At 62.3% G+C, this 22,282-nt stretch carries 22 protein-coding genes, 1 tRNA gene and 1 pseudogene; 13 read left to right on the top strand and 11 right to left on the bottom strand.

Going from position 1 to position 22,282, the window contains the following annotated elements; genetic code table 11:
* Nucleotides 1-392: 392 nt before the first annotated feature.
* Both IEC33019_RS28130 and IEC33019_RS04825 read right to left on the bottom strand, forming a co-directional pair.
* Nucleotides 393-800, bottom strand: a pseudogene (locus IEC33019_RS28130) (ABC transporter ATP-binding protein); the annotation flags it as partial.
* A gap of 89 nt (nt 801-889) precedes the next feature.
* Nucleotides 890-1,891 carry an HlyD family efflux transporter periplasmic adaptor subunit gene (locus IEC33019_RS04825; RefSeq protein WP_070092641.1) on the bottom strand — a complete coding sequence of 334 codons (1,002 nt, stop codon included), beginning with the start codon at nt 1,889-1,891 and terminating at the stop codon, nt 890-892.
* 117 nt (nt 1,892-2,008) lie between these two features.
* Here IEC33019_RS04825 and IEC33019_RS04820 point away from each other — a divergent pair, with 117 nt between their 5' ends.
* Nucleotides 2,009-2,689: a TetR/AcrR family transcriptional regulator gene (locus IEC33019_RS04820; protein WP_070092642.1), complete on the top strand. Its 681-nt coding sequence runs from the start codon at nt 2,009-2,011 to the stop codon at nt 2,687-2,689.
* Between the two features lie 285 nt (nt 2,690-2,974).
* Here the strand turns inward: IEC33019_RS04820 and IEC33019_RS04815 are convergent.
* A tRNA-Ser gene (locus tag IEC33019_RS04815) sits at nt 2,975-3,062 on the bottom strand.
* A gap of 140 nt (nt 3,063-3,202) precedes the next feature.
* On the opposite strand from IEC33019_RS04815, the gene IEC33019_RS04810 reads away from it, so the two are divergent.
* The 8 genes from IEC33019_RS04810 (at nt 3,203) to IEC33019_RS04775 (ending at nt 9,025) form a co-directional block, all read left to right on the top strand.
* Nucleotides 3,203-3,874 carry a Bax inhibitor-1/YccA family protein gene (locus tag IEC33019_RS04810; RefSeq protein WP_070092643.1) on the top strand — a complete coding sequence of 224 codons (672 nt, stop codon included), beginning with the start codon at nt 3,203-3,205 and terminating at the stop codon, nt 3,872-3,874.
* Between the two features lie 243 nt (nt 3,875-4,117).
* The gene (locus tag IEC33019_RS04805; protein ID WP_070092644.1) at nt 4,118-5,497 is read left to right on the top strand and encodes a nucleobase:cation symporter-2 family protein; all 1,380 of its coding nucleotides are present in this window, start codon (nt 4,118-4,120) and stop codon (nt 5,495-5,497) included.
* A gap of 89 nt (nt 5,498-5,586) precedes the next feature.
* Nucleotides 5,587-5,979: a sulfurtransferase complex subunit TusD gene (gene tusD / locus IEC33019_RS04800; RefSeq protein ID WP_070092645.1), complete on the top strand. Its 393-nt coding sequence runs from the start codon at nt 5,587-5,589 to the stop codon at nt 5,977-5,979.
* A gap of 1 nt (nt 5,980) precedes the next feature.
* Nucleotides 5,981-6,340, top strand: coding sequence for a sulfurtransferase complex subunit TusC (gene tusC / locus IEC33019_RS04795; protein ID WP_070092646.1), 360 nt, complete (start codon nt 5,981-5,983; stop codon nt 6,338-6,340).
* Nucleotides 6,340-6,636: a sulfurtransferase complex subunit TusB gene (gene tusB / locus IEC33019_RS04790; RefSeq protein ID WP_070092647.1), complete on the top strand. Its 297-nt coding sequence runs from the start codon at nt 6,340-6,342 to the stop codon at nt 6,634-6,636. The genes tusC and tusB overlap by 1 nt, the downstream gene beginning before the upstream one ends.
* Nucleotides 6,633-6,968, top strand: coding sequence for a TusE/DsrC/DsvC family sulfur relay protein (locus tag IEC33019_RS04785; RefSeq protein ID WP_070092648.1), 336 nt, complete (start codon nt 6,633-6,635; stop codon nt 6,966-6,968). Before tusB ends, IEC33019_RS04785 begins: the two co-directional genes overlap by 4 nt.
* Nucleotides 6,965-7,966 (top strand): glycosyl transferase family protein, encoded by a 1,002-nt coding sequence (locus IEC33019_RS04780; RefSeq protein ID WP_070092649.1) that lies wholly within the window; start codon nt 6,965-6,967, stop codon nt 7,964-7,966. The genes IEC33019_RS04785 and IEC33019_RS04780 overlap by 4 nt, the downstream gene beginning before the upstream one ends.
* Before the next feature lie 96 nt (nt 7,967-8,062).
* On the top strand, nt 8,063-9,025 hold the full coding sequence (locus IEC33019_RS04775; protein WP_070092650.1) for a glutathione S-transferase family protein: 963 nt from the start codon (nt 8,063-8,065) through the stop codon (nt 9,023-9,025).
* 124 nt (nt 9,026-9,149) lie between these two features.
* On the opposite strand, the gene cysG is transcribed toward IEC33019_RS04775, so the two are convergent.
* The 6 genes from cysG to IEC33019_RS04745 all read right to left on the bottom strand — a co-directional run bounded on the left by cysG (nt 9,150) and on the right by IEC33019_RS04745 (nt 16,746).
* Nucleotides 9,150-10,541 carry a siroheme synthase CysG gene (gene cysG, locus IEC33019_RS04770; protein ID WP_070092651.1) on the bottom strand — a complete coding sequence of 464 codons (1,392 nt, stop codon included), beginning with the start codon at nt 10,539-10,541 and terminating at the stop codon, nt 9,150-9,152.
* Nucleotides 10,542-11,822, bottom strand: coding sequence for a serine--tRNA ligase (gene serS, locus IEC33019_RS04765; protein WP_070092652.1), 1,281 nt, complete (start codon nt 11,820-11,822; stop codon nt 10,542-10,544). It abuts the gene before it with no gap.
* 30 nt (nt 11,823-11,852) lie between these two features.
* Nucleotides 11,853-12,227 carry a fluoride efflux transporter CrcB gene (gene crcB, locus IEC33019_RS04760; RefSeq protein WP_070092653.1) on the bottom strand — a complete coding sequence of 125 codons (375 nt, stop codon included), beginning with the start codon at nt 12,225-12,227 and terminating at the stop codon, nt 11,853-11,855.
* Nucleotides 12,224-13,549 (bottom strand): replication-associated recombination protein A, encoded by a 1,326-nt coding sequence (locus tag IEC33019_RS04755; protein ID WP_070092654.1) that lies wholly within the window; start codon nt 13,547-13,549, stop codon nt 12,224-12,226. The genes crcB and IEC33019_RS04755 overlap by 4 nt, the downstream gene beginning before the upstream one ends.
* Before the next feature lie 12 nt (nt 13,550-13,561).
* Nucleotides 13,562-14,185 carry an outer membrane lipoprotein chaperone LolA gene (gene lolA, locus IEC33019_RS04750; protein ID WP_070092655.1) on the bottom strand — a complete coding sequence of 208 codons (624 nt, stop codon included), beginning with the start codon at nt 14,183-14,185 and terminating at the stop codon, nt 13,562-13,564.
* Between the two features lie 62 nt (nt 14,186-14,247).
* Nucleotides 14,248-16,746 carry a DNA translocase FtsK gene (locus IEC33019_RS04745; protein WP_372340644.1) on the bottom strand — a complete coding sequence of 833 codons (2,499 nt, stop codon included), beginning with the start codon at nt 16,744-16,746 and terminating at the stop codon, nt 14,248-14,250.
* A 381-nt stretch (nt 16,747-17,127) separates the two neighbouring features.
* Here IEC33019_RS04745 and aat point away from each other — a divergent pair, with 381 nt between their 5' ends.
* The 3 genes from aat to infA all read left to right on the top strand — a co-directional run bounded on the left by aat (nt 17,128) and on the right by infA (nt 18,893).
* Nucleotides 17,128-17,808 (top strand): leucyl/phenylalanyl-tRNA--protein transferase, encoded by a 681-nt coding sequence (gene aat / locus IEC33019_RS04740; RefSeq protein WP_070092657.1) that lies wholly within the window; start codon nt 17,128-17,130, stop codon nt 17,806-17,808.
* A 55-nt stretch (nt 17,809-17,863) separates the two neighbouring features.
* On the top strand, nt 17,864-18,571 hold the full coding sequence (locus IEC33019_RS04735) for an arginyltransferase (protein WP_070092658.1): 708 nt from the start codon (nt 17,864-17,866) through the stop codon (nt 18,569-18,571).
* Between the two features lie 103 nt (nt 18,572-18,674).
* Nucleotides 18,675-18,893: a translation initiation factor IF-1 gene (gene infA / locus IEC33019_RS04730; protein ID WP_002553999.1), complete on the top strand. Its 219-nt coding sequence runs from the start codon at nt 18,675-18,677 to the stop codon at nt 18,891-18,893.
* 175 nt (nt 18,894-19,068) lie between these two features.
* On the opposite strand, the gene clpA is transcribed toward infA, so the two are convergent.
* Nucleotides 19,069-21,339: an ATP-dependent Clp protease ATP-binding subunit ClpA gene (gene clpA / locus IEC33019_RS04725; RefSeq protein ID WP_070092659.1), complete on the bottom strand. Its 2,271-nt coding sequence runs from the start codon at nt 21,337-21,339 to the stop codon at nt 19,069-19,071.
* Between the two features lie 30 nt (nt 21,340-21,369).
* A complete protein-coding gene (gene clpS, locus IEC33019_RS04720; protein ID WP_043212233.1) occupies nt 21,370-21,732 on the bottom strand; it encodes an ATP-dependent Clp protease adapter ClpS in 363 nt (120 codons plus the stop codon).
* Nucleotides 21,733-21,962: 230 nt separating this feature from the next.
* Between clpS and cspD the strand changes: the two genes are divergently transcribed.
* On the top strand, nt 21,963-22,220 hold the full coding sequence (gene cspD / locus IEC33019_RS04715) for a cold shock domain-containing protein CspD (RefSeq protein ID WP_070092660.1): 258 nt from the start codon (nt 21,963-21,965) through the stop codon (nt 22,218-22,220).
* Nucleotides 22,221-22,282: the final 62 nt, after the last annotated feature.

The following is a 22,282-nucleotide window of genomic DNA, read 5'->3' as shown; positions in this document are numbered from 1 at the left end:
CGTGACTGGTGCTCGATGGAGCCAAGCAAATCGCCAACCGATGCGATGCTTTCCCGCGGCTGCAGGATGAAGCGCACGGCGCCCCCCTTGGGTACCGCGTCGACGATCAGTTGCTCGGCATCGATCAACCGCGCTTGCAAGTCACGCGCAGGCATCCCCGCAGGTGGCTTGGCGGTGAAGGTCAAGCCTCGCGCCTTGGCTCGCAATGACGCTGGTGTGCCCTGCGCCAACAAGCTGCCCTGGTTCATGACGTAGACCTGCGCGCAACGCTCGGCTTCGTCCATGTAGGCGGTGCTGACGATCACGCTCAGGTGTTCTTCATCGATCAATTGCTGGACGATTTCCCACAGGTCGCGCCGCGAAAGCGGGTCTACCCCGACGCTCGGTTCATCCAGCAACAGCAGGTCGGGGGAGCGCACCAAGGTGCAGGCCAGACCAAGTTTCTGTTTCATACCACCGGAAAGCTTTCCGGCGGGCCGATCGGTGAAGCGGGTCAGGTCGGTGATTGCCAGCAAGCGGGCGAAACGCTCACGGCGCTCGGCCTGGGCCACGCCGTGAAGGTCGGCGTAGAGATCGAGGTTTTCCTGGACGCTGAGGTCTTCATACAGGCCAAAGCGCTGCGGCATGTAGCTGATACGGTCTTGAACCGCTTGGGGCGTGGCAATGACGTCGACACCCAGCACCGAGAGGCTTCCGGCGTCCGGCTCCAGCAAGCCCGCCATCATGCGTAGCAAGGTCGATTTACCGGCGCCATCCGGGCCAACCAACGCCGTGAGCTCACCGGCACGAACCGTCAAGGTCACCTCGTTGACGGCCGTTGAGCGACTCCCTCCTGGCGCCTGGAAGGACTTGCTCAGCCCTTGCGCGCTGACGGTGATGCCGCTATCGCTCACTGCGCATCACCAACGGTGAGGTTGACGGTAGCCGGCTGCCCGAGGCGCAGCACGTCGCTGTCGTCCTCCACCCATACCCGCACCTCGTAGACCAGCTTGGTGCGCAGCTCTTCGGTCTGCACCGCTTTAGGCGTGAACTCCGCGACGGAGGAGATATAGCCGACCTTACCGGCGACAGGTTGATCGGGGTGGCTGTCGGTGAACACCTGGGCGCTCATACCGGGTTTGATCCGCCCCAGGTCCGCTTCGCCGATGAACACCCGGACCCACTTGGGTTTGGTCAAGGCCAGGGCGAACACCGGGCGCTGGGGCGTGGCCATGTCACCCGCTTCCAGCAGGCGCGAGCGCACCACCGCATCGGTAGGCGCGATCAATGTTCCTAGGTCGATCTGATGCTCGAGCAACGCCAGTTGCGCTTGCGAGGCTTGCAGCTGTGCCTGGGCGCTGGCGACATCTTCGGCCCGGGGGCCTAGCTCGGCGAGGCGCAAGGCTTCTTGCTGCTCCCGGCCCTTTGCGCGAGCGACCTGCAGCGCGCTTTTCGCCCGATCCAGGTCCTGCATGCTGACCCCGCGGCCCTGGGTCTTCTCGCCGATGCCCTGCAAACGCAGCAGGTCTTGCCTGGCCAGAGCGATGTCAGCATTGGCGGCGGCCACGCGGCTACGCGCCTGGGCGATTTCCTCGGGCCGCGATCCATTACGCATGCGCAAAAGATTGCTTTGCTGCACGGCGATCTGCGCTCGGGCTTGCTCGGCTTGCAGGCTGAGGGTACGCGTGTCCATCAGCGCGAGCACTTGACCGGCTTTCACCGCATCGCCTTCTTCGACCTGCAGTTGCGCAACCCGGCCATTGCCATCGAAGGCCAGCGACACCTGGCGAATATCGACATTGCCATGCAACTTGAGCGTATTCGGGTCATCGTCACGAAAGCTGCCCCACACCAACAGCGCAGCGATGATGACACCCCCGACCAGTACACCGATGATGACAGGCTTCTTCATGAACGGATTCCATGAGCAGAAATGAGGCAGTAGCGCGCAGCCAAAAGGTTAGATTAAATTGACTTTAATCTGAATCGCGTGAAAATCAACTCAGCGTTCCAGAAGAGTTGAAGCACCATGACCGAATCGAGTCGCAGCAGTCGAACCGACGGCGGAGTGACCCGTACGCGTATCCTCGAGACGGCGGGCAAGTTGTTCGCCCGGACCGGCTTCGCGGAAACGACCAGCAAGGCTATTGCCATCGAGGCCGAAGTGGACTTGGCCTCGATCAACTATCACTTTGGCAGTCGCGTCGGCCTTTATCAGACCGTGCTTGCCGAAGCGCACCGGCGCATCATCCATGTCAACGACCTGTTGAAGATTGCCGAGCGCGACGTCCCGGCAGAAGAAAAACTGCGCGGTTTTTTCGCCATCCTGGTAGAGGCCGCTCAATCGGGGGGAGGATGGCATTCCGGTGTATTGGCCCGCGAACTATTGTCCCCGACGTCCAACATGCAGGTGCTCTTCACCGAAGAGGTGCAACCAAAACTCTCGGTCATCCTGGGAATACTGAGTGAGATAACCGGCATCGCCAACAACGACCCTGCTCTGTTGCGCTGCTTGATCAGCACAGCGGCGCCATGCCTGATGTTGTTGGTCGCCGGTAACGGCCTGGTGGGCCCGGCGCATATGGTTTTGCAAATGCCCAAAGAGCAACTGATCGCCCATTTGTACAATTTTGCCCTGGCCGGTCTGCAGGCCATCAGTCGTCAATGCGCTGTGCAGCCCAGTGAGCATGATCGACATGTCAAAAGCTGAGTTCGAGCCTACAACCACCGCGAATCGCGGGTGAAGCCGATCGTCAACCAGCGTTTCGGTCCTTCAAGGCCGATACCGGCGGCGATCTCCGTGCGGACTAGGTTCTGTCTGAAAAAAGGTGTCGTAGACACCGCATGACACAAGCCAGCGACACCATCGCGCTATAGCTTTTTGCGAGCTTGTCAAATTCCACAGAGAGCTCGACAAAGCCAATACAGAAATGAGGGACCAAAGCCCTATAGAAACGAAAAAGCCCGTCTAGGACGGGCTTTTTCTTAAAAAATATGGCGGAAGCGTAGAGATTCGAACTCTAGGATAGTTGCCCATCGACGGTTTTCAAGACCGTTGCCTTAAACCACTCGGCCACGCTTCCAGGATCAATTTTGCGGCGGCAATCATACCGCAATGAAACAAGCTGTCAAACTCTCTGTGTCGCGCCTTGCAGCTGCTCTGGTATCCTCATTGCAACCATTCGTTTCGAAACCATCGGTTTCACACCACAGGAGTGTCGCCATGCGCGAACAGGATTATGCCGTCCACCACGGCCAGCAGGCCGAGCAGCAGGAAGTCAGCCGCGTCCTGCGCAACACTTACAGCCTGCTGGCGCTTACCCTTGCCTTCAGCGGCATCATGGCGTTCATCGCCCAGCAGATGCGGGTCGGCTACCCGAACGTGTTCGTGGTGCTGATCGGTTTCTACGGTCTGTTCTTCCTCACCGCCAAACTGCGTGATTCGGTCTGGGGCCTGGTCTCTACCTTCGCGCTCACCGGCTTCATGGGCTTCATCCTCGGCCCGATCCTCAACCGATATCTGGGTATGAGCGGCGGCGCCGAAGTGGTCAGCTCGGCCTTCGCCATGACCGCCCTGGTATTCGGTGGTCTGTCGGCCTACGTGCTGGTCACCCGCAAGGACATGAGCTTCCTCAGCGGCTTCATCACCGCGGGCTTCTTCGTGCTGCTGGGCGCTGTCGTCGCCAGCTTCTTCTTCCAGATCAGCGGCCTGCAACTGGCGATCAGCGCGGGCTTCGTGCTGTTCTCGTCGGTCTGCATCCTGTTCCAGACCAGCGCGATCATCCACGGTGGTGAGCGCAACTACATCATGGCGACCATCAGCCTGTATGTATCGATCTACAACCTGTTCGTCAGCCTGCTGCAGCTGTTCGGCATCATGGGTCGTGACGACTGATAGCCACAGGCACAAGAAAGAGCCCGCTTCGGCGGGCTTTTTTGTGGGCCACTACGCCCCCTATCACGGGACAAGCCCGCGCCGACACGGTCTTGCGCATACGTGAGCTCTACGTTGACCTGCGATGAGCGGCCAGCAGTGCACTCTACCTGCACGGCAACGCTGCCCCCGCGCATTTTCCCCTACCCCTATCCGGCCTTGCCCCGTAGAATGCGCTCCTTTTTTCATCCTGGGCAGCTTCCCATGAGTTCCATCGAACACGGGCCAGGCGCGGCGGCGCCTGCCAATGAACTGGTCCTCGGTCTTGAGGACAAGCCGCGGCCGCTGATCGGCCTGCTGGCAGCGCTTCAGCACCTGCTGGCGATCATCGTACCGATCGTCACCCCTGGCCTGCTGATCTGTCAGGCACTGGGGGTCTCCCCGCGTGATACCAACCTGATCGTCTCCATGTCCCTGGTGATTTCCGGCATCGCGACTTTCGTTCAGTGCAAGCGCTTCGGGCCGTTTGGCGCGGGCCTGTTGATCGTGCAGGGCACCAGCTTCAACTTCGTCGGGCCACTGATCGCCGGCGGTGCGCTGATGGTCAAGCAAGGCACGCCAGTGGAAAGCGTGATGGCCGCCATTTTTGGCGTGGTAATCGCCGGCTCGTTTGTAGAAATGGGCGTGTCGCGCATCCTCCCGTTCGTCAAACGCCTGATCACCCCGCTGGTGACCGGCATCGTGGTGTTGATGATCGGCCTGACGCTGATCAAGGTCGGCCTGATCAGCATGGGCGGTGGCTTCACGGCCATGGGCAACGGCACCTTCGCCAATGGCGAGAACCTGCTGCTGTCGGGCGTGGTGCTGGCGATCATCGTGATCCTCAACCGTATTCCAGTGGTATGGATGCGCAGCTGCGCCATCGTCATCGCCCTGGCCGTGGGCTATGCCCTGGCCGGCTACCTCGGCCGTCTGGACTTCACCGGCATGCATGAGGCCGCGCTGTTCCAGGTGCCGATGCCACTGCACTTTGGCCTTAGCTTCTCTTGGGCACTGTTCATTCCGATGCTGGTGATCTACCTGGTGACTTCGTTGGAAGCCATTGGCGACGTCACAGCCACCAGCAAGGTCTCGCGCCAGCCGGTCGAAGGCCCGCTGTGGATGCAGCGCATCAAAGGTGGCGTGCTGGTCAACGGTGCCAACTCGCTGCTGGCCGGTGTATTCAACACCTTCCCCAGCTCGATCTTTGCGCAGAACAACGGCGTCATTCAGCTGACCGGCATCGCCAGCCGCCATATCGGCGTGTGGATTGCCCTGATGCTGGTGCTCCTGGGTCTGTTCCCGAGCGTTGCTGGCGTGATCCAGGCCGTGCCGGAGCCTGTGCTTGGTGGCGCGGCCATGGTGATGTTCGGCGCCGTGGCCGCCTCGGGTATCAACATCCTGGCCAGCACCAGCCTGGACCGTCGCGCCCTGCTGATCATCTCGGTGTCCCTGGCGCTGGGGCTGGGTGTGGCCCAGGTGCCGGAATTCCTGGCGCACATGCCAGCGGCGCTACGCAATGTACTGGAGTCTGGCGTGGCCACAGGCGGCATCTGCGCCCTGGTGCTGAATTGGTTCCTGCCGGAGAGCAAGGGCCAGGCCTGACGCAGGCTACGGTAGGCCCGCAAAGCCCGCACCGACAGGTGCGGGCTTTTTTGCTTTATCATGGCCCCATTCCCTTGCACGAGCTTTCCATGAAATTCGCCATCGCGGTTTTTTCCCCGGCCCATGCGCCCTCCTCGCGTCGCGCCCTGCGCTTCGCCGAGGCAGTGCTGGCCGCTGGGCACGAGATTGCCCGGCTGTTCTTCTACCAGGACGGGGTACACAGTGCCTCGGCCAATATTGTCGCCCCGCAGGATGAGCTGGACGTTGCCGCCCAATGGCGCGCTTTCATCGATAGCCACCAGCTCGATGCCGTGGTGTGCATCGCCGCAGCCCTGCGTCGGGGCGTGCTGGATGAAAGCGAAGCCAACCGCTATCAACGCCCCGCCGTGAACCTGCCGGCCCCTTGGGAGCTGTCGGGCCTCGGCCAGTTACATGAGGCCGCACAAGTCGCCGACCGCCTGGTCTGCTTCGGAGGTGATTGAGATGGCCAAGTCCCTGCTGATCATCAGCCGCCAGGCGCCCTGGAATGGCCCCGGTGCCCGCGAAGCGCTAGACATCGCCCTCGCCGGCGGCGCCTTCGACCTGCCCTTGGGCATGCTGTTCCTCGATGACGGCGTGTTCCAGCTCGCCCCTGGCCAGCAACCTGGCGCACTGCAACAGAAGAATCTCGCCGCCAATCTTCAGGCGTTGCCGATGTTCGGTGTTGAGGAACTGTTCGCCTGCGGTCACAGCCTAGCCGAACGCGGTCTGGCCAGCGACACGCTGGATCTGCCGGTCGAGGTGCTGGATGACGCAGCCCTAACCGCTCTGATTGCCCGTTTTGACCAGGTAGTGACGCTCTGATGACGACCTTGCATGTAATCAGCCATTCGCCGTTCGGCGACAACCGCCTGGACAGCTGCCTGCGCCTGCTGGGCACAGACGACGCCCTGCTGCTGTGCGGCGACGCGGTCTACGCCCTGCGCCCCGGCAGCGAGCCCCAGCGTAAGCTTGAAGACGCCGCCCTGGGTAATCGCCTTTACGCCCTCACCGAAGATCTGCAGGCCCGCGCCATCGATAGCGCACTGCCCAAGCCCGTGGACTACCCGGCCTTCGTCGAACTGTCACTGCACTACCACAAGGTCAACAGCTGGCTATGAGCAACCTGACTGTCGGCGATCGGCAGATCGCCCTGGACAAGGACGGCTTTTTGGTCGACCTGCAAGACTGGTCCCACGAAGTCGCCGAAGCCCTGGCTGTGCGCGAAAGCATCCCGCTCACCGCCGATCACTGGGAAGTGCTAGAGCTGCTGCGCCAGTTCTACGAGGAGTATCAACTGTCACCGGCCACCCGCCCGCTGATCAAGTACACCGCCCTCAAGCTGGGCCCGGAAAAAGGCAACAGCCCGCACCTCAATCGCCTGTTCAACGGCACTCCCGCCAAACTGGCCGCCAAACTGGCGGGCCTGCCCAAGCCGACCAACTGCATATGACCATCGCTCGCCCACTTACCTTGCAAACCCCGGCCGAACATCCGTTCGCCGAATTCGTGCGCATCCTCGGCAAAGGCAAACGCGGCGCCCGCGGCCTGACCCGTGAAGAAGCTCGCACGGCCATGACCCTGCTGCTCGAAGATAAGGTCGAGGACACCCAGTTGGGTGCCTTCCTCATGCTGCTGCGACACAAGGAAGAAAGCGCCGAGGAACTTGCCGGCTTCACCGAAGCCCTGCGTGCTCACCTGCAGGCTCCGTCCATCGACGTGGACCTGGACTGGCCCACCTATGCCGGCAAGAAGCGCCACCTGCCCTGGTATCTGCTGGCGGCCAAGTGCCTGGCTGGCAACGGCGTGCGCATTCTCCTGCATGGCGGCGGTGCGCATACTGCTGGCCGGCTGTATACCGAACAATTGCTGGACCTGCTGGACATCCCCCTGTGCCGCGATTGGCCCGCCGTAGCCCAGGCATTGGACGAGCGCTGCCTGGCTTTCGCACCGCTGCAGGACTGGGCCCCGCAACTGCAACGGATGATCGACCTGCGTAACACCTTGGGGCTGCGCTCACCGATTCACTCTCTGGCCCGCGTGCTCAATCCGCTGGGGGCCCGCTGCGGCCTGCAAAGCATCTTCCATCCTGGGTACCAGGCGGTGCACCGCGAGGCCAGCCGCCTGCTGGGCGACCATGCCGTGGTGATCAAGGGCGACGGTGGGGAAATCGAGGTCAACCCAGATGTGATCAGCCATCTCTACGGCACCACCGCCGGTGCAGCCTGGGACGAAGAGTGGCCGGCGCTGAGCGCCCAACGCCACGTCAAACCGGCCACCCTGCAACCTGAGCACTTGCTGACGGTATGGCGCGGCGAAGTCGAGGACAGCTACGGCGAACTCGCCGTACTGGCAACCATGGCAATGGCCCTGCGCGGACTTGGCAACAGCCGTGAGCAGGCCTTCGAAACCGCACGCAGCTACTGGGCGACTCGCAAAAGCATCGAATAAATCGATCTGATCACCGCAGTCTTTGCGCTATTTATTCGAACAGATTTGCCTAGACTGAGCTCCAACGACAAACGACTTTGTTCCGAGGAGCTCACCATGGGCCTTTTGATCGACGGCCGCTGGCATGACCAGTGGTACCAGAACAGCAAGGACGGCGCGTTCCAACGCGAGAACGCCCAACGCCGCAATCAGCTGCCAGCGGCCGAAGCCGGGCGCTACCACCTCTATGTCTCCCTGGCCTGCCCCTGGGCTCATCGCACCTTGATCTTCCGCGCCCTCAAGGGCCTGGCGCCGCTGATCGATGTATCGGTGGTGAGCTGGCTGATGGGCGAGCACGGCTGGACCTTCGATCGGCAACACGGCTCCTCGGGCGACCACTTGGACGATCTGCAGTACCTGCACCAGCGCTATACCCAGGATGATCCACACTACACCGGCCGCGTGACAGTACCGGTGCTGTGGGACAAACAGCAACAGCGCATCGTCAACAACGAATCAGCAGAGATCATCCGCATCTTCAACAGCGCATTCGATGAGCTGACCGGCAACCGCCTTGACCTCTATCCCGAGCCGCTGCGTGCGACCATCGATGCACTCAACGAACGCATCTACCCCGCCGTGAACAACGGCGTGTACCGTGCAGGCTTCGCCACCACCCAGGAAGCCTACGAGGCAGCGTTCGACCAAGTGTTCGTCGAGCTGGACCACCTCGAAGCCTTGTTGGGCCGTCAACGCTTCCTGGCGGGGGAATATCTCACCGAAGCCGACGTGCGCCTGTTCACCACCCTGGTGCGCTTCGACGCCGTGTACCACGGCCACTTCAAGTGCAACCTGCGTCGCCTGGCCGACTACCCGAACCTGTCCAACTGGCTACGCGAGCTGTACCAGTGGCCAGGCGTGGCCGGGACCGTGAACATGGAGCACATCCAGAAGCACTATTACATGAGCCACAAGACCATCAACCCGAACGGCATCGTGCCCAAGGGGCCGCTGCAGGACTTCGGGCTGGCGCATGACCGGGAGCGGTTGCCAGGGCGAGGAATCTGGGGACAAGGCTGATGACGCTGGGGCTGCTTTGCAGCCCTTTCGCGGCACAAGGCCGCTCCTGCATGCACAACGCGAGATCCAAGCCTTGCGCTGAACTGTAGGAGCGGCCTTGTGCCGCGAAAAGGCGCCAACGATTTCAGCTGTTTTGCGAACCTTCAAACCATTTCAGCTTCTCGCGCAGTTGCACCACTTCCCCGACGATCACCAAGGTTGGCGCATGCACTTCATGGCGAGCCACCAGCTCCGGTAGGTCCGCCAGGGTCCCGGTGAATACCCGCTGATTGCGCGTGGTCCCCTGCTGCACCAGGGCCGCCGGGGTACTCGCTGCGCGACCATGGCGGATCAGTTCGGCACAGATGGTCGGCAAGCCGACCAGCCCCATGTAGAACACCAGGGTCTGAGCAGGCGCTACCAGATCATCCCAGGGCAGGTTGCTGGTGCCATCCTTCAGGTGCCCAGTGACGAAGCGCACCGACTGGGCATAATCCCGGTGGGTCAGCGGAATACCGCCATACGCCGAGCAGCCACTGGCTGCGGTGATGCCCGGCACCACCTGGAACGGGATGCCCTCCTCGGCCAGCTCCTCGATTTCTTCGCCGCCACGGCCGAAGATGAACGGATCGCCACCCTTGAGGCGCAGCACCCGCTTGCCCTGACGCGCCAAATCGACCAGCAGACGATTGATCTGATCCTGGGGCACCGCGTGATCGGCGCGGCGCTTGCCAACGTAGATGCGCTCGGCATCCCGCCGACACATCTCGATGATCGCTGGCGCCACCAACCGGTCATACAGCACCACATCGGCCTGCTGCATCAGGCGCAAAGCACGGAAAGTCAGCAGATCCGGATCGCCCGGGCCGGCACCGACCAGATACACCTCTCCCCCTTGCTGCACCGCCGCGCCCTCGACCTTGGCCTGCAACAGGCGCTCGGCTTCACTGCCCTGTCCAGCCAACTGTCGTTCGGCGATCGGGCCCTGGAAGACATCCTCCCAGAAACCGCGGCGTTGGTTGACGTCCGGATACAGCGCCTTGACCTTGTCGCGAAAACGCGCGGCCAGGCCGGCCAACTCGCCGTAGGCAGCCGGAATCCAGGCCTCAAGACGCGCCCGGATCAGCCGCGCCAACACCGGTGCATCACCGCCGCTGGAGACGGCCACCACCAAGGGCGAACGGTCGACGATCGCGGGGAAGATCACCGTACACAGGGCCGGCGCATCCACCACATTGACCGGCAGACTGCGCGCCTGTGCATCGGCAGAGACCTGGGCATTGAGCACAGAGTCGTCGGTGGCGGCGATCACAAGGCGGCAACCGTCCAGGTCGCCAGGCTGGTAACCGCGCACCAGGACCTCACCGCGCCCCTCACGGGCCAGCGCGGCCAACTGGCCATCGACCTCCGGCGCCACCACCTGCAGCGCGGCGCCGGCATCGGCCAGCAGACGCGCCTTGCGCAGGGCGATTTCACCGCCACCGACGACCAGTACCCGAGCACCCTGCAGCTTGTGGAACAGCGGCAGGTAATCCATTTAGCGGATGACCTCGACGCCACCCATATAGGGCTTGAGCACGTCCGGCACGCGAATCGAGCCATCGGCCTGCTGGTAGTTCTCCAGCACCGCAACCAGGGTACGGCCTACGGCCAGGCCGGAACCGTTGAGGGTGTGCACCAGCTCAGGCTTACCGGTTTCCGGATTGCGCCAGCGGGCCTGCATGCGGCGGGCCTGGAAGTCACCGCAGTTCGAGCAGGAGCTGATCTCGCGGTACTTGCCCTGGCTCGGCACCCAGACTTCGAGGTCGTAGGTCTTCACGGCGCTGAAGCCCATGTCACCGGTGCACAGGGCCAGGACACGGTACGGCAGCTCCAGGGCCTGCAGGACGCGTTCGGCGTTGGCAGTCAGGCCTTCGAGGGCTTCCATCGACTTGGACGGCTCGACAATCTGCACCATCTCGACCTTGTCGAACTGGTGCTGGCGGATCATGCCGCGGGTGTCACGGCCCGAGGCACCGGCTTCGCTACGGAAGCACGGGGTGTGGGCGACCAGTTTGAGCGGCAGCTGCTTGGCGTCGAGGATCTGCTCGGCGACCAGGTTGGTCAGCGACACTTCGGCCGTCGGGATCAGGTAGAAGTCGGCTTCGCCTTCGCGGGTGATCTTGAACAGATCTTCCTCGAACTTCGGCAGCTGGCCGGTGCCCTGCAGGGCCGGGGCCTGTACCAGGTACGGGGTGTAGTGCTCCTCGTAGCCGTGCTCGCCGGTGTGCAGGTTGATCATGAACTGCGCCAGGGCGCGGTGCAGGCGGGCGATAGGCCCACGCAGCACGGCAAAGCGCGCACCGGACAACTTGGCTGCGGCTTCGAAGTCCAGGCCACCGCTGATTTCGCCCAGGGCGACGTGGTCCTTGATCTCGAAATCGAAGGCAGTCGGCGTGCCCCAGCGGCGCACTTCGACGTTGTCGTCTTCGCTGGCACCGACCGGCACGCTGGCGTCCGGCAGGTTGGGGATGGTCAGCAGGATGCTGTCCAGTTCGGCCTGGATACCGTCCAGTTCGCTCTTGCCGGCAGCCAGTTCATTGGCCATGCGCTCGACGTCAGCCATCAGCGGGGCGATGTCTTCGCCCTTGGCCTTGGCCTGGCCGATCGACTTGGAACGGGCATTACGCTCGGCCTGCAGCTGCTCGGTGCGGGTCTGCACCGCCTTGCGGCGCTCTTCCAGTGATTCGATGCGCGCGACATCCAGGCTGAAGCCACGGGAGGCCAGGCGATCCGCCACTTCCTGAAGTTGGCCGCGTAACAGTTTGGAATCGAGCATATCGTTCTCTCGTTATGTGTAGGTGTTGGTTCAGAAACGGGTCAGGGACAGGCCGGCCCAGGTGGCCAGAAGCCCGCCCACCACGCTGATACTGGTATAGCCCAAGGCGAGGGGCACTTGCCCACTTTCCATCAGGCGCACGGTATCGAGCGAGAAGGAGGAAAACGTCGTCAGGCCGCCAAGGAAGCCGACGATCAGGCCGGCGCGCAGTTCGACCGGCGCCAGCGGTTTGTGCAGGAACAGGCCGTACAGCAGGCCGATCAGCAGGCAGCCAACCAGGTTGACCGCCAGCGTACCCAGATAGAAGTGCCGTGGCCAGTGGGCCGCGACCCAGTTCGAGGTGGCGAAGCGCAACAAGGTCCCGGCGATACCACCCGCGCTGACCGCGGCAATCAGGGCAATCATGGTTTTCTCCGCTGGCGGGGGCTGTTGCGGTCGAGCTCGGCCAGGTGGCGCAGCTTCTCGCCGATCTTCAGCTCCAGGCCTCGCGGCACGGGCTGGTAGTACTGGCGCGGTTCGAGCGCTTCAGGGAAGTAATCCTCGCCGGCAGCATAAGCATCGGGCTCGTCGTGGGCGTAGCGGTACTCCTCGCCATACCCCAGTTGCTTCATCAGCTTGGTGGGGGCGTTGCGCAGGTGCAGCGGCACCTCCAGCGAACCATGCTCGGCAGCCTCGCGCATGGCGGCCTTGAAGCCCACGTACACGGCATTGCTCTTCGGTGCGCAGGCGATGTAGGTGATGGCCTGGGCCACCGCCAACTCACCCTCGGGGCTGCCCAAGCGCTCCTGAACATCCCAGGCCGCCAGGCACAGGCTCAAGGCGCGCGGGTCGGCATTGCCGATGTCCTCGCTGGCCATGCGCACCACCCGGCGAGCGATGTACAGCGGGTCGCAGCCACCATCGAGCATGCGCGCATACCAGTACAGGGCCGCATCGGGGTTGGAGCCGCGCACTGACTTGTGCAATGCCGAGATCTGGTCGTAGAAGGCCTCACCCCCCTTGTCGAAGCGCCGACGGCTGTCGCCAAGCAGGCTCTGCAACAGATCGACGCCGATCTCACCGCCATCCTCGGCAAGGTCCGAGGCATTCTCGAGCAAATTGAGCATGCGCCGGCCATCGCCGTCGGCCGCCGCCATCAACATCTTGAAGGCTTCATCGCCGACACTCAGCTGACGCGTGCCCAGGCCCCGCTCCTCGGTCAGGGCGCGATTGACCAGTTTGCGCAGGGCCGCTTCGTCCAGGCTCTTGAGCACGTATACCCGAGCCCGCGACAGCAAGGCGTTGTTCAGTTCGAACGAGGGGTTCTCGGTGGTGGCACCGATGAAGATCAGCGTGCCGTCTTCCACATACGGCAGGAAGGCATCCTGCTGGGACTTGTTGAAGCGGTGCACCTCGTCGACGAACAGGATGGTCCGGCGGCCATACTGGCCGGCCTGCTGCTTGGCCACCTCCACCGCTTGGCGGATCTCCTTGACCCCGGCCAGCACCGCCGACACCGTCTCGAAGTGTGCATCGCAGAACTGCGCCAACAGCCGCGCCAGAGTGGTCTTGCCCACCCCTGGCGGCCCCCAGAAGATCATCGAGTGCAGCGCACCCTGCTCCAGCGCTTCACGCAGCGGCTTGCCGCGCGCCAGCAGGTGCTCCTGGCCGACGTACTCGTCCAGGTTGGACGGGCGCAGTCGGGCGGCCAGGGGCTGGGCGACAGGTTCGCTTCGAAACAGGTCCATGATGCGCTCTCGTTACTCCTGGATGACGTCGGCGCCTTCCGGGATCTTGAACTGGAACTTGCTCGCCGGGATCGCCTCGTTGGCCTTGACCCCGTTGAACAGGATATTGGTGCGCTGGCCCACGCTGTCGACCAGTTGCATGTCGTTGATCAGACCGCGACGGAACGACACCCGCAGGGAGTCGAACAAGGTGTCCTTGGTCTTGGGCTTCAAGGTGAAGTCCATGACTTCGCCCTGCTCCTTGGAAGTGATATCGAAGCTCTGGCTGATCTTGGACACATCACCGGACAACAGCAGCGCCGGGGTCTGGTTCAAACGCACATCGAGCTTCTTGATGGTGGCCTGCTCCAGGTCAGGGTCCCACAGGGTGACCTTCTGGCCATCGGACACCACCACCTGCTCCTGGGGTGCATCGGTGTGCCAGTAGAACAGGCCCGGACGCTTGACCGACATCTCGCCGCTGGTCTCCTGCAGGCTCGTGCCGCCGGCATCGAGGGTGAGCTGGGAGAAGCGGGCGGAGATGGTCTGCGACTTCTCCAGCAACTGGGTCAAGCGTGCAACGTCCTTCTCATCGGCCTGGGCCGACACAGCGCCCAGGGCCAGGGCAGAAACCAACAGCATGCGAATCGCGCGCATGGGAATCCTCGTTGAACAGTGAATGGGCCAGGCGCCGCCTTCGGCGCCGGGCAAGGTGATCATCAATCGCGTGGGCCGCCCGGGGCAATCACTTCCCGCGAGCCGTTGCTGTTCATGGGGGTGACCACACCGGCCATCTCCATTGCCTCGATCATCCGCGCGGCGCGGTTGTAGCCGATCTTCAGCTTGCGCTGTACCGCGGAAATGGACGCCCGACGGCTTTCCAGGACGAACTGCACGGCTTCGTCGTACAGCGCATCGGCTTCCGGGTCGTCGCCATCGCCGCCACCGCCACCGCCGCCCTCGAAGCCACTGCCGGCTTCCTCGACACCGTTGAGGATGTCGTCGTTGTAGTCCGGCGCGCCGCGCAGCTTCCAGGCTTCGACCACCCGGTGCACTTCATCGTCGGAAACGAACGCCCCGTGCACACGAATCGGCAGGCTGGTGCCTGGTGGCATGTAGAGCATGTCGCCGTGACCGAGCAACTGCTCGGCGCCACCCTGGTCGATGATGGTTCGCGAGTCGATCTTGCTGGATACCTGGAACGCCATGCGGGTCGGAATGTTGGCCTTGATCAGACCGGTGATCACATCCACCGACGGACGCTGGGTAGCAAGAATCAGGTGAATACCGGCGGCCCGCGCCTTCTGGGCGATACGGGCGATCAGTTCTTCGACCTTCTTGCCGACGATCATCATCATGTCCGCGAACTCGTCGACGACCACCACGATGGTCGGCAGCGTCTTCAGCGCCGGCGGCTCGTCGTCCATGCTCTCACGGCGGTACAGCGGGTCGTGGATGACCTCGCCGGCCTCCTGGGCATCCTTGATCTTGCGGTTGAAGCCCGCCAGGTTTCGCACGCCCATGGCGGCCATCAGCTTGTAGCGACGCTCCATCTCGGCCACGCTCCAGCGCAGGGCATTGGCGGCGTCCTTCATGTCGGTGACCACCGGGCAGAGCAGGTGCGGAATACCCTCGTAGATCGACAGCTCGAGCATTTTCGGGTCGATCATGATCAGCCGCGCGTCTTCAGGGCTCGACTTGAACAGGATCGACAGAATCATGGCATTGACGCCCACCGACTTACCGGAACCGGTGGTACCGGCCACCAGCAGGTGCGGCATCTTGGCGAGGTCGGTGATCACCGGCTTGCCGCCGATGTCGTGACCGAGGGCCAGGGTGACCGGGGATTTCTGCTCATCGTACTGCGGCGTGGACAGGACCTCGGAGAAGCGCACCATCTGCCTGTTTTCGTTGGGAATCTCGATACCGACGGTGGTCTTGCCCGGGATGACTTCCACCACACGCACACTGGTCACCGCCAGGGAGCGCGCCAGGTCCTTGGCCAGGTTGGCGATGCGGCTGACCTTCACACCGGCGGCCGGTTGGATTTCGTAGCGGGTGATCACAGGGCCCGGGTGGATCGAGTCCACCGCGACTTCAACGCCGAATTCCTTGAGTTTGATCTCCAGCAACTGACCGACCCCGGCCAGGGATTCTGGCGAGTACTCGATCTTCTTCTGCTCGGCCGGGTCGAGAATGGAAATCGAGGGCAAGGTGCCTTCCACGGCGCTGTCGACGAACAGCGGCGCCTGCTTTTCCTTCATCACGCGCTTGCTCGGCTCAGGCGTCTTGACCGGAGCTGGCGGCATGATCACCGGTGCGACCGGTTGCTCGCGTGGCACCACCGGTTCACGCTGCACGACCGGCCGGGCTGGCGCTTCGTCGCGCTCGTTGATGCGCTCACGTGGTTGCGGCTTGATCGGCTCGCGCTTCTCGGCGGCCATCGGCGCCACGTCGAGGATCGGCTCATCGACCTCACGCAGTTGCGCCACCAGACGCTTGCGTTCATTGCGCGCCTCCCACCAGCGGTTGGCCGCACCTTGCACTAGCTCGAACAGATCGAGCGTGATCTTGCCGGTCATGTCCATCACCTTGAACCAGGACAAATCGGTGAAGACGGTCAGCCCGAACAGGAACAAGGCGATGAACATCAAGGTGCTGCCCTGCACATTCAGCAGGTTGCGGGCGAGATCGCCCAGGCTCTCGCCCAGGGCTCCGCCCGCGGAGAACGGCATGCTCGCCGGGGGATGGAAATGGATATGCGCCAGCGCCGCGCCCGACAGCACTAGGAATACCAGCCCGATCAGCCGCCAGGAAAACAGCCAGCCGCTCCACTGCCAGGGCTGGTGACGCTCGCGGAAGATCTGCCAGGTCTTGATCGCCAGCAGCAACGGGAAGATATAGGCGAAGTAGCCCAGCACCATGAACAGGACATCGGCGAAGTAGGCACCGGCGCGGCCAGCGGCGTTCTGCACCTGCTCGGCATTGCTGGTGTGACTGAAGCCTGGATCGGACGTGTCGTAGGTCAGCAGTGCCATCCATAGGTACAGGCACAGGGCGCCGACAGCGATCAGCGCACCTTCCTTGAGGCGGTAGTGCAGCTGCTGCCGCCACAGGGGCACGGGCAAAGGGGGCGGGGTTGCGGTGGATTTCTTCAAAACGCGTCTATTCCTGCGCTTGCTGCGCGTCCAGTAGTGATCGACCCGGTGTCCGGTCAATGAACCACTACTTTTAACATTACTGCCCGCCAGCCGCCATGGCGGCACGCCAGGTGAGGCTGGAGCGGCGCGGATTTCCTATGGGTGCAATTTGAGCATGCATTTTCTTTTGTGACAAAGGCTTATGCTGTGTTTTTGCACAGGTATGACAGCAAATGCGCCGGATGGTGCCGATGAACACCTGAATGTGTAGGAAATTACCTCGCAAAGCGCCAGCCCCGTTTCTATAGCAGTAGTGGGCTTACCTGCGAAGAGGATGCCGTCAGCCCCTTAAACAGCCCGCTGCATACGCCGCCAACTGACACCACAAGGCCACACATTGACCTCAAACCAGCACCGCGCCATGCTGATTGCCCTCCCCTCCCCCACCGCCGAGAGACCATGCTCACCTGGCTAAACCGCGACTCATTGACTTTCCCGCCCCTGGAAAAAGCCCTGCACGACCCCAACGGTCTGCTGGCCGCGGGCGGCGACCTGACGCCTGAGCGCTTGATACAGGCGTATCGCCATGGCTGCTTCCCGTGGTACCAGGATGGCCAACCGATCCTGTGGTGGTCACCGGACCCACGCACCGTGCTGTTCCCGCAGGAGCTGCATGTGTCGCGCTCGCTGGCCAAGTTCATCCGCCAGGGCCATTACCAAGTCAGCTTCGACACTGACTTCCCCGCCGTCATCGCCGCCTGCGCCGCACCACGCGACTATGCCGACGGCACCTGGATCACCGACAACATGCAGGCGGCCTACTGCGAACTGCATCGCCGCGGCATCGCCCACTCCGTTGAGGTGCGTCGGGATGGCGAACTGGTGGGCGGGCTCTATGGCCTGGCCATGGGCCGACTGTTTTTCGGCGAGTCGATGTTCAGCCGCGCCGACAACGCCTCCAAGGTTGGCTTCGTGGCCTTGGTCGAGCATTTGAAGGCTGCCGGCTTCGTGCTGATCGACTGCCAGATGCCGACCAATCACCTGCATAGCCTCGGGGCCCGCGCCATCAGCCGAGCCCGTTTCGCAGAGCATTTGACACGCTATCTCGACGCCCCCAATACAGCCACCTGGGCTCGCTAGGCGAGTTCTGCCAGCTGGCTTACACTTAAGTCAAAGTCTTACCGAGGGGTTGATCATGACAGAGCTGGCGCGGTTGAAGTTCTATGCCACTCAACCCCACTCCTGCAGCTACCTGCCGGAGGAACAGGCCACTACGCTGTTCCTGGACCCTAGCCAACCGATGGATGTGCATGTGTATGCCGACCTGTCGGAAATGGGCTTCCGGCGCAGTGGCGATCACCTGTACCGCCCTCATTGTCAGAATTGCAACGCGTGCGTGCCTGCGCGTATTCCGGCTGCACGCTTCATTCCTAACCGTCAGCAACGGCGCATCCTCAAACGCAATGCCGACCTGACCGTCACCGCCGCCCGCCCGACGTTTCGCGAAGAATATTTCGACCTCTACCGACGCTATATCGAGCAACGTCATGCCGACGGTGACATGTATCCACCAAGCCGTGACCAGTTCTCCACCTTCCTGGTACGCGACCTGCCGTTCTGCTGGTTCTATGAGTTCCGCCTGGAAGGCAAACTGGTGGCGGTGGCCGTGAGCGACCTGCTGCCCAACGGCCTCTCGGCGGTCTATACCTTCTACGAACCCGAGCAGGAGCGCCGCAGCCTCGGGCGCTATGCCATCCTCTGGCAGATCACCGAAGCCCTGCGCCAAAACCTCGACGCGGTCTACCTCGGTTACTGGATCAAGAACTGCAAGAAAATGAACTACAAGACTCAGTACCGGCCTATCGAACTGTTGATCAATCAGCGCTGGGTCACCCTCAATTGAAAGCATTGGCTTGAAACACAGTTTTCCGGCATAATCCACGCCACTTTTTTGCCCGGTGCAGTTGTGTATCGGGCCAATCACTGGATACCGAGGGCTTTACTGCATGTCGAAAGAAGACAGCTTCGAAATGGAAGGTACTGTCGTCGACACCCTGCCCAACACCATGTTCCGCGTGGAGTTGGAAAACGGGCACGTCGTAACCGCGCACATCTCCGGAAAGATGCGCAAGAACTACATCCGTATTCTCACTGGCGACAAGGTCCGCGTCGAACTGACGCCGTATGACCTGAGCAAGGGCCGCATCACCTACCGCGCCCGCTGAGTCTCAGCCAATGAAAAAGCCCGGCCAATGTGCCGGGCTTTTTTATGCTCGCTCATAATGCGCAGAACGCCGCCTTGCTGATTTTTCGCAGCACAAGGCCGCTTCTACAGGAGGGAACTCGCCCTCTTGCAGGAGCGGCCTTGTACCACGAAAGGGCTGCGCAGCAGCCCTACCGTCATGCGACCTCAGCCGTGGTCTCGAAGTCGAACACCAACTCGCCGTCGCGCAGATCGACGTGCACCACGCCACCGTGCTCGGACAACTCACCGAACAGGATCTCCTCGGCCAGCGGCCGCTTGATCTTATCCTGAATGAGCCGCGCCATCGGCCGCGCGCCCATCTGCACGTCATAACCAGAAGCCGCCAGCCAACCGCGAGCGTCATCACTGACCTCCAGCAGCACGCGCTTGTCTTCCAGTTGCGCCTGCAGTTCGATGAGGAACTTGTCGACGATGCTCTTGATGGTTTCGTGACTCAGGCGGCCGAACTGGATGATGGTGTCCAGACGGTTGCGGAACTCCGGCGTGAAGCTCTTGCGGATCACTTCCATGGCGTCGGAGGTGTGGTCCTGCTGAGTGAAGCCGATCGAGGCCCGCGCGGCGGTTTCGGCACCGGCGTTGGTGGTCATGATCAGAATCACGTTGCGGAAGTCCGCTTTACGCCCGTTGTTGTCGGTCAGGGTCCCGTGATCCATCACCTGCAGCAGCAGGTTGAAGACCTCCGGATGGGCCTTCTCGATCTCGTCGAGCAACAGCACACAGTGCGGTTGCTTGGTGATCGCCTCGGTCAGCAGACCGCCCTGATCGAACCCGACATAGCCTGGAGGCGCACCGATCAGGCGCGATACGGTATGCCGCTCCATGTACTCGGACATGTCGAAGCGCACCAACTCCACGCCCAGCGCCTTGGCCAACTGCCGAGCGGCTTCGGTCTTGCCCACGCCGGTGGGGCCTGCGAACAGGAACGAGCCAACCGGTTTGTCCGGCGACTTGAGCCCGGCACGGGACAGTTTGATGGCGGTGGCCAGCGAATCGATGGCGGCATCCTGACCGAACACGGTCAGCTTGAGATCGCGTTCGAGGTTGCGCAGCAGCTCTTTGTCGGAACTGGTGACGTGCTTAGGCGGAATACGCGCGATCTTGGCGACGATATCCTCGACCTGTGGCACATCGATGCGCTTGACGCGACTGGCCTCAGGCTGCAGGCGCTGGTATGCGCCTGCTTCGTCGATTACGTCGATGGCCTTGTCCGGCATGTGCCGGTCATTGATGTAGCGTGCAGCGAGTTCGGCGGCGGCGCGCAGGGCTTCGTCGCTGTACTCGATATTGTGATGACTCTCGAAGCGCCCCTTCAGGCCCCGCAGGATGCCCACGGTGTCTTCCACCGACGGCTCGGTGACGTCGACCTTCTGGAAGCGCCGCGCCAGGGCGCGATCCTTCTCGAAGATGCCACGAAACTCCTGGAACGTGGTCGAGCCGATGCAGCGGATGTCGCCCGACGACAGCAGCGGCTTGAGCAGGTTGGAGGCGTCCATCACCCCACCCGATGCAGCACCCGCGCCGATGATGGTGTGGATCTCATCGATGAACAGAATGGCCTGCGGACGCTTGCGCAGCTCACCGAGCAGCGCCTTGAAGCGCTTCTCGAAGTCGCCGCGGTACTTGGTACCGGCCAGCAATGCGCCGAGGTCCAGGGAGTACACCACGCTCTGGGCCAGCAGGTCTGGCACTTGGCCGTCGACGATGCGCTTGGCCAGGCCCTCGGCGATGGCAGTCTTGCCCACGCCAGCCTCGCCAACCAGCAGCGGGTTGTTCTTGCGCCGACGGGCAAGAATCTGCGCCACGCGCTCGACTTCCTGCTCACGACCCACCAGCGGATCGATACGACCCAGGCGAGCCAGCTCGTTCAGGTTGCTGGCATAGGCATCCAGTGGATTGCTCGAGGATGCGGATTCGCCACCCTCCTCGTCCTGCATGTCCTGGTCGCTTTCGCTGTGCGACCCGTGGCCCGGCACCTTGGAGATGCCATGGGCGATGTAGTTGACCACATCGATACGCGCCACGCTCTGCTGCTTGAGCAGGAACACGGCCTGGCTTTCCTGTTCGCTGAAGATCGCCACCAACACGTTGGCGCCGGTGACTTCGCGCTTGCCGGAACTTTGCACATGGAACACGGCACGCTGCAGCACGCGCTGGAAGCCCAGGGTCGGCTGGGTCTCGCGGTCCTCGTCATGAACAGGAATCAGCGGCGTGGTGGAATCGATGAACTCTTGCAGGTCGTGCTTGAGCTTGTCGAGATTGGCGCCACAGGCGCGCAGAACGGTCGCGGCGGCCTCATTGTCAAGGAGTGCAAGCAGCAGGTGCTCGACGGTCATGAACTCATGACGCTTCGAACGAGCCTCCTTGAAGGCCAGATTGAGGGTGACTTCGAGCTCGCGGTTTAACATAGCTTCACCTCATACCCAAGTGGTCGGCGATTAACCGTCCTTCTCGATTTCACAGAGTAGCGGATGCTGGCTTTCCCTGGCGTATTGGTTGACCTGCATGGCCTTTGTCTCGGCGATGTCACGGGTAAACAATCCGCACACTGCCCGCCCTTCGGTATGGACGGTCAGCATGATCTTGGTCGCCAGCTCGCGGTTCAGATTGAAGAACGTCTCGAGCACTTCGACGACGAAATCCATTGGCGTGTAGTCATCGTTGAACAAAACCACCTTGTACATCGGTGGCGCCTGCAGGATCGGCTTGGCTTCCTGTACCGCCAGACCGGAGCCGTCGTCCTCGTTAGATTGCGGGCGATCCTGATTGAATGTTAGTCGAATCTGGCTGAGTGGTTGCATGGAAAGAATTTCATCATAACGACAAGTTAAGGTGATGGTTTGACCGCGTAGGCCGCTGCCGGCGCGGGGGCCGCCTGACCTTGACTATCGGCAAAACGGTGTTACAACCAATAAGAACCCACCGTGGTCGATAAAGATCCGCGCAGTCAACCAGATTTTTTCGCATGGTTCGTATGCGGATGACGTGGATGATACTCCAGTGATGGAGTCCTTTGCAGAGGGACATGAGGATGGCGAGCGGTAAAGTCAAGTGGTTCAACAATGCCAAGGGCTATGGATTCGTCAATGAGGAGGGCAAGAGCGAAGACCTGTTCGCCCATTATTCGCATATCCAGATGGACGGCTACAAGACACTCAAGGCTGGCCAGTCCGTGACCTTCGACATCGTCCAAGGACCCAAGGGGCTGCACGCCGTCAATATCTGCGGCGCGGGCGCCACGGCAGCAAAGATCGATGCCCAGCCGGTCGAGAGCACGGTCCAGGCCTGATTCTCCCCCTACCTTCTGCAGGCACATCAGCAACCGGCCAGCCCCGCAAGGACTGGCCGGTT

It is taken from the genome of Pseudomonas putida (assembly GCF_002741075.1).
Lineage (GTDB): Bacteria > Pseudomonadota > Gammaproteobacteria > Pseudomonadales > Pseudomonadaceae > Aquipseudomonas > Aquipseudomonas putida_T.
Note: the sequence above shows the minus strand (reverse complement) of the source record. Positions and strands in the feature narration are given on the sequence as shown.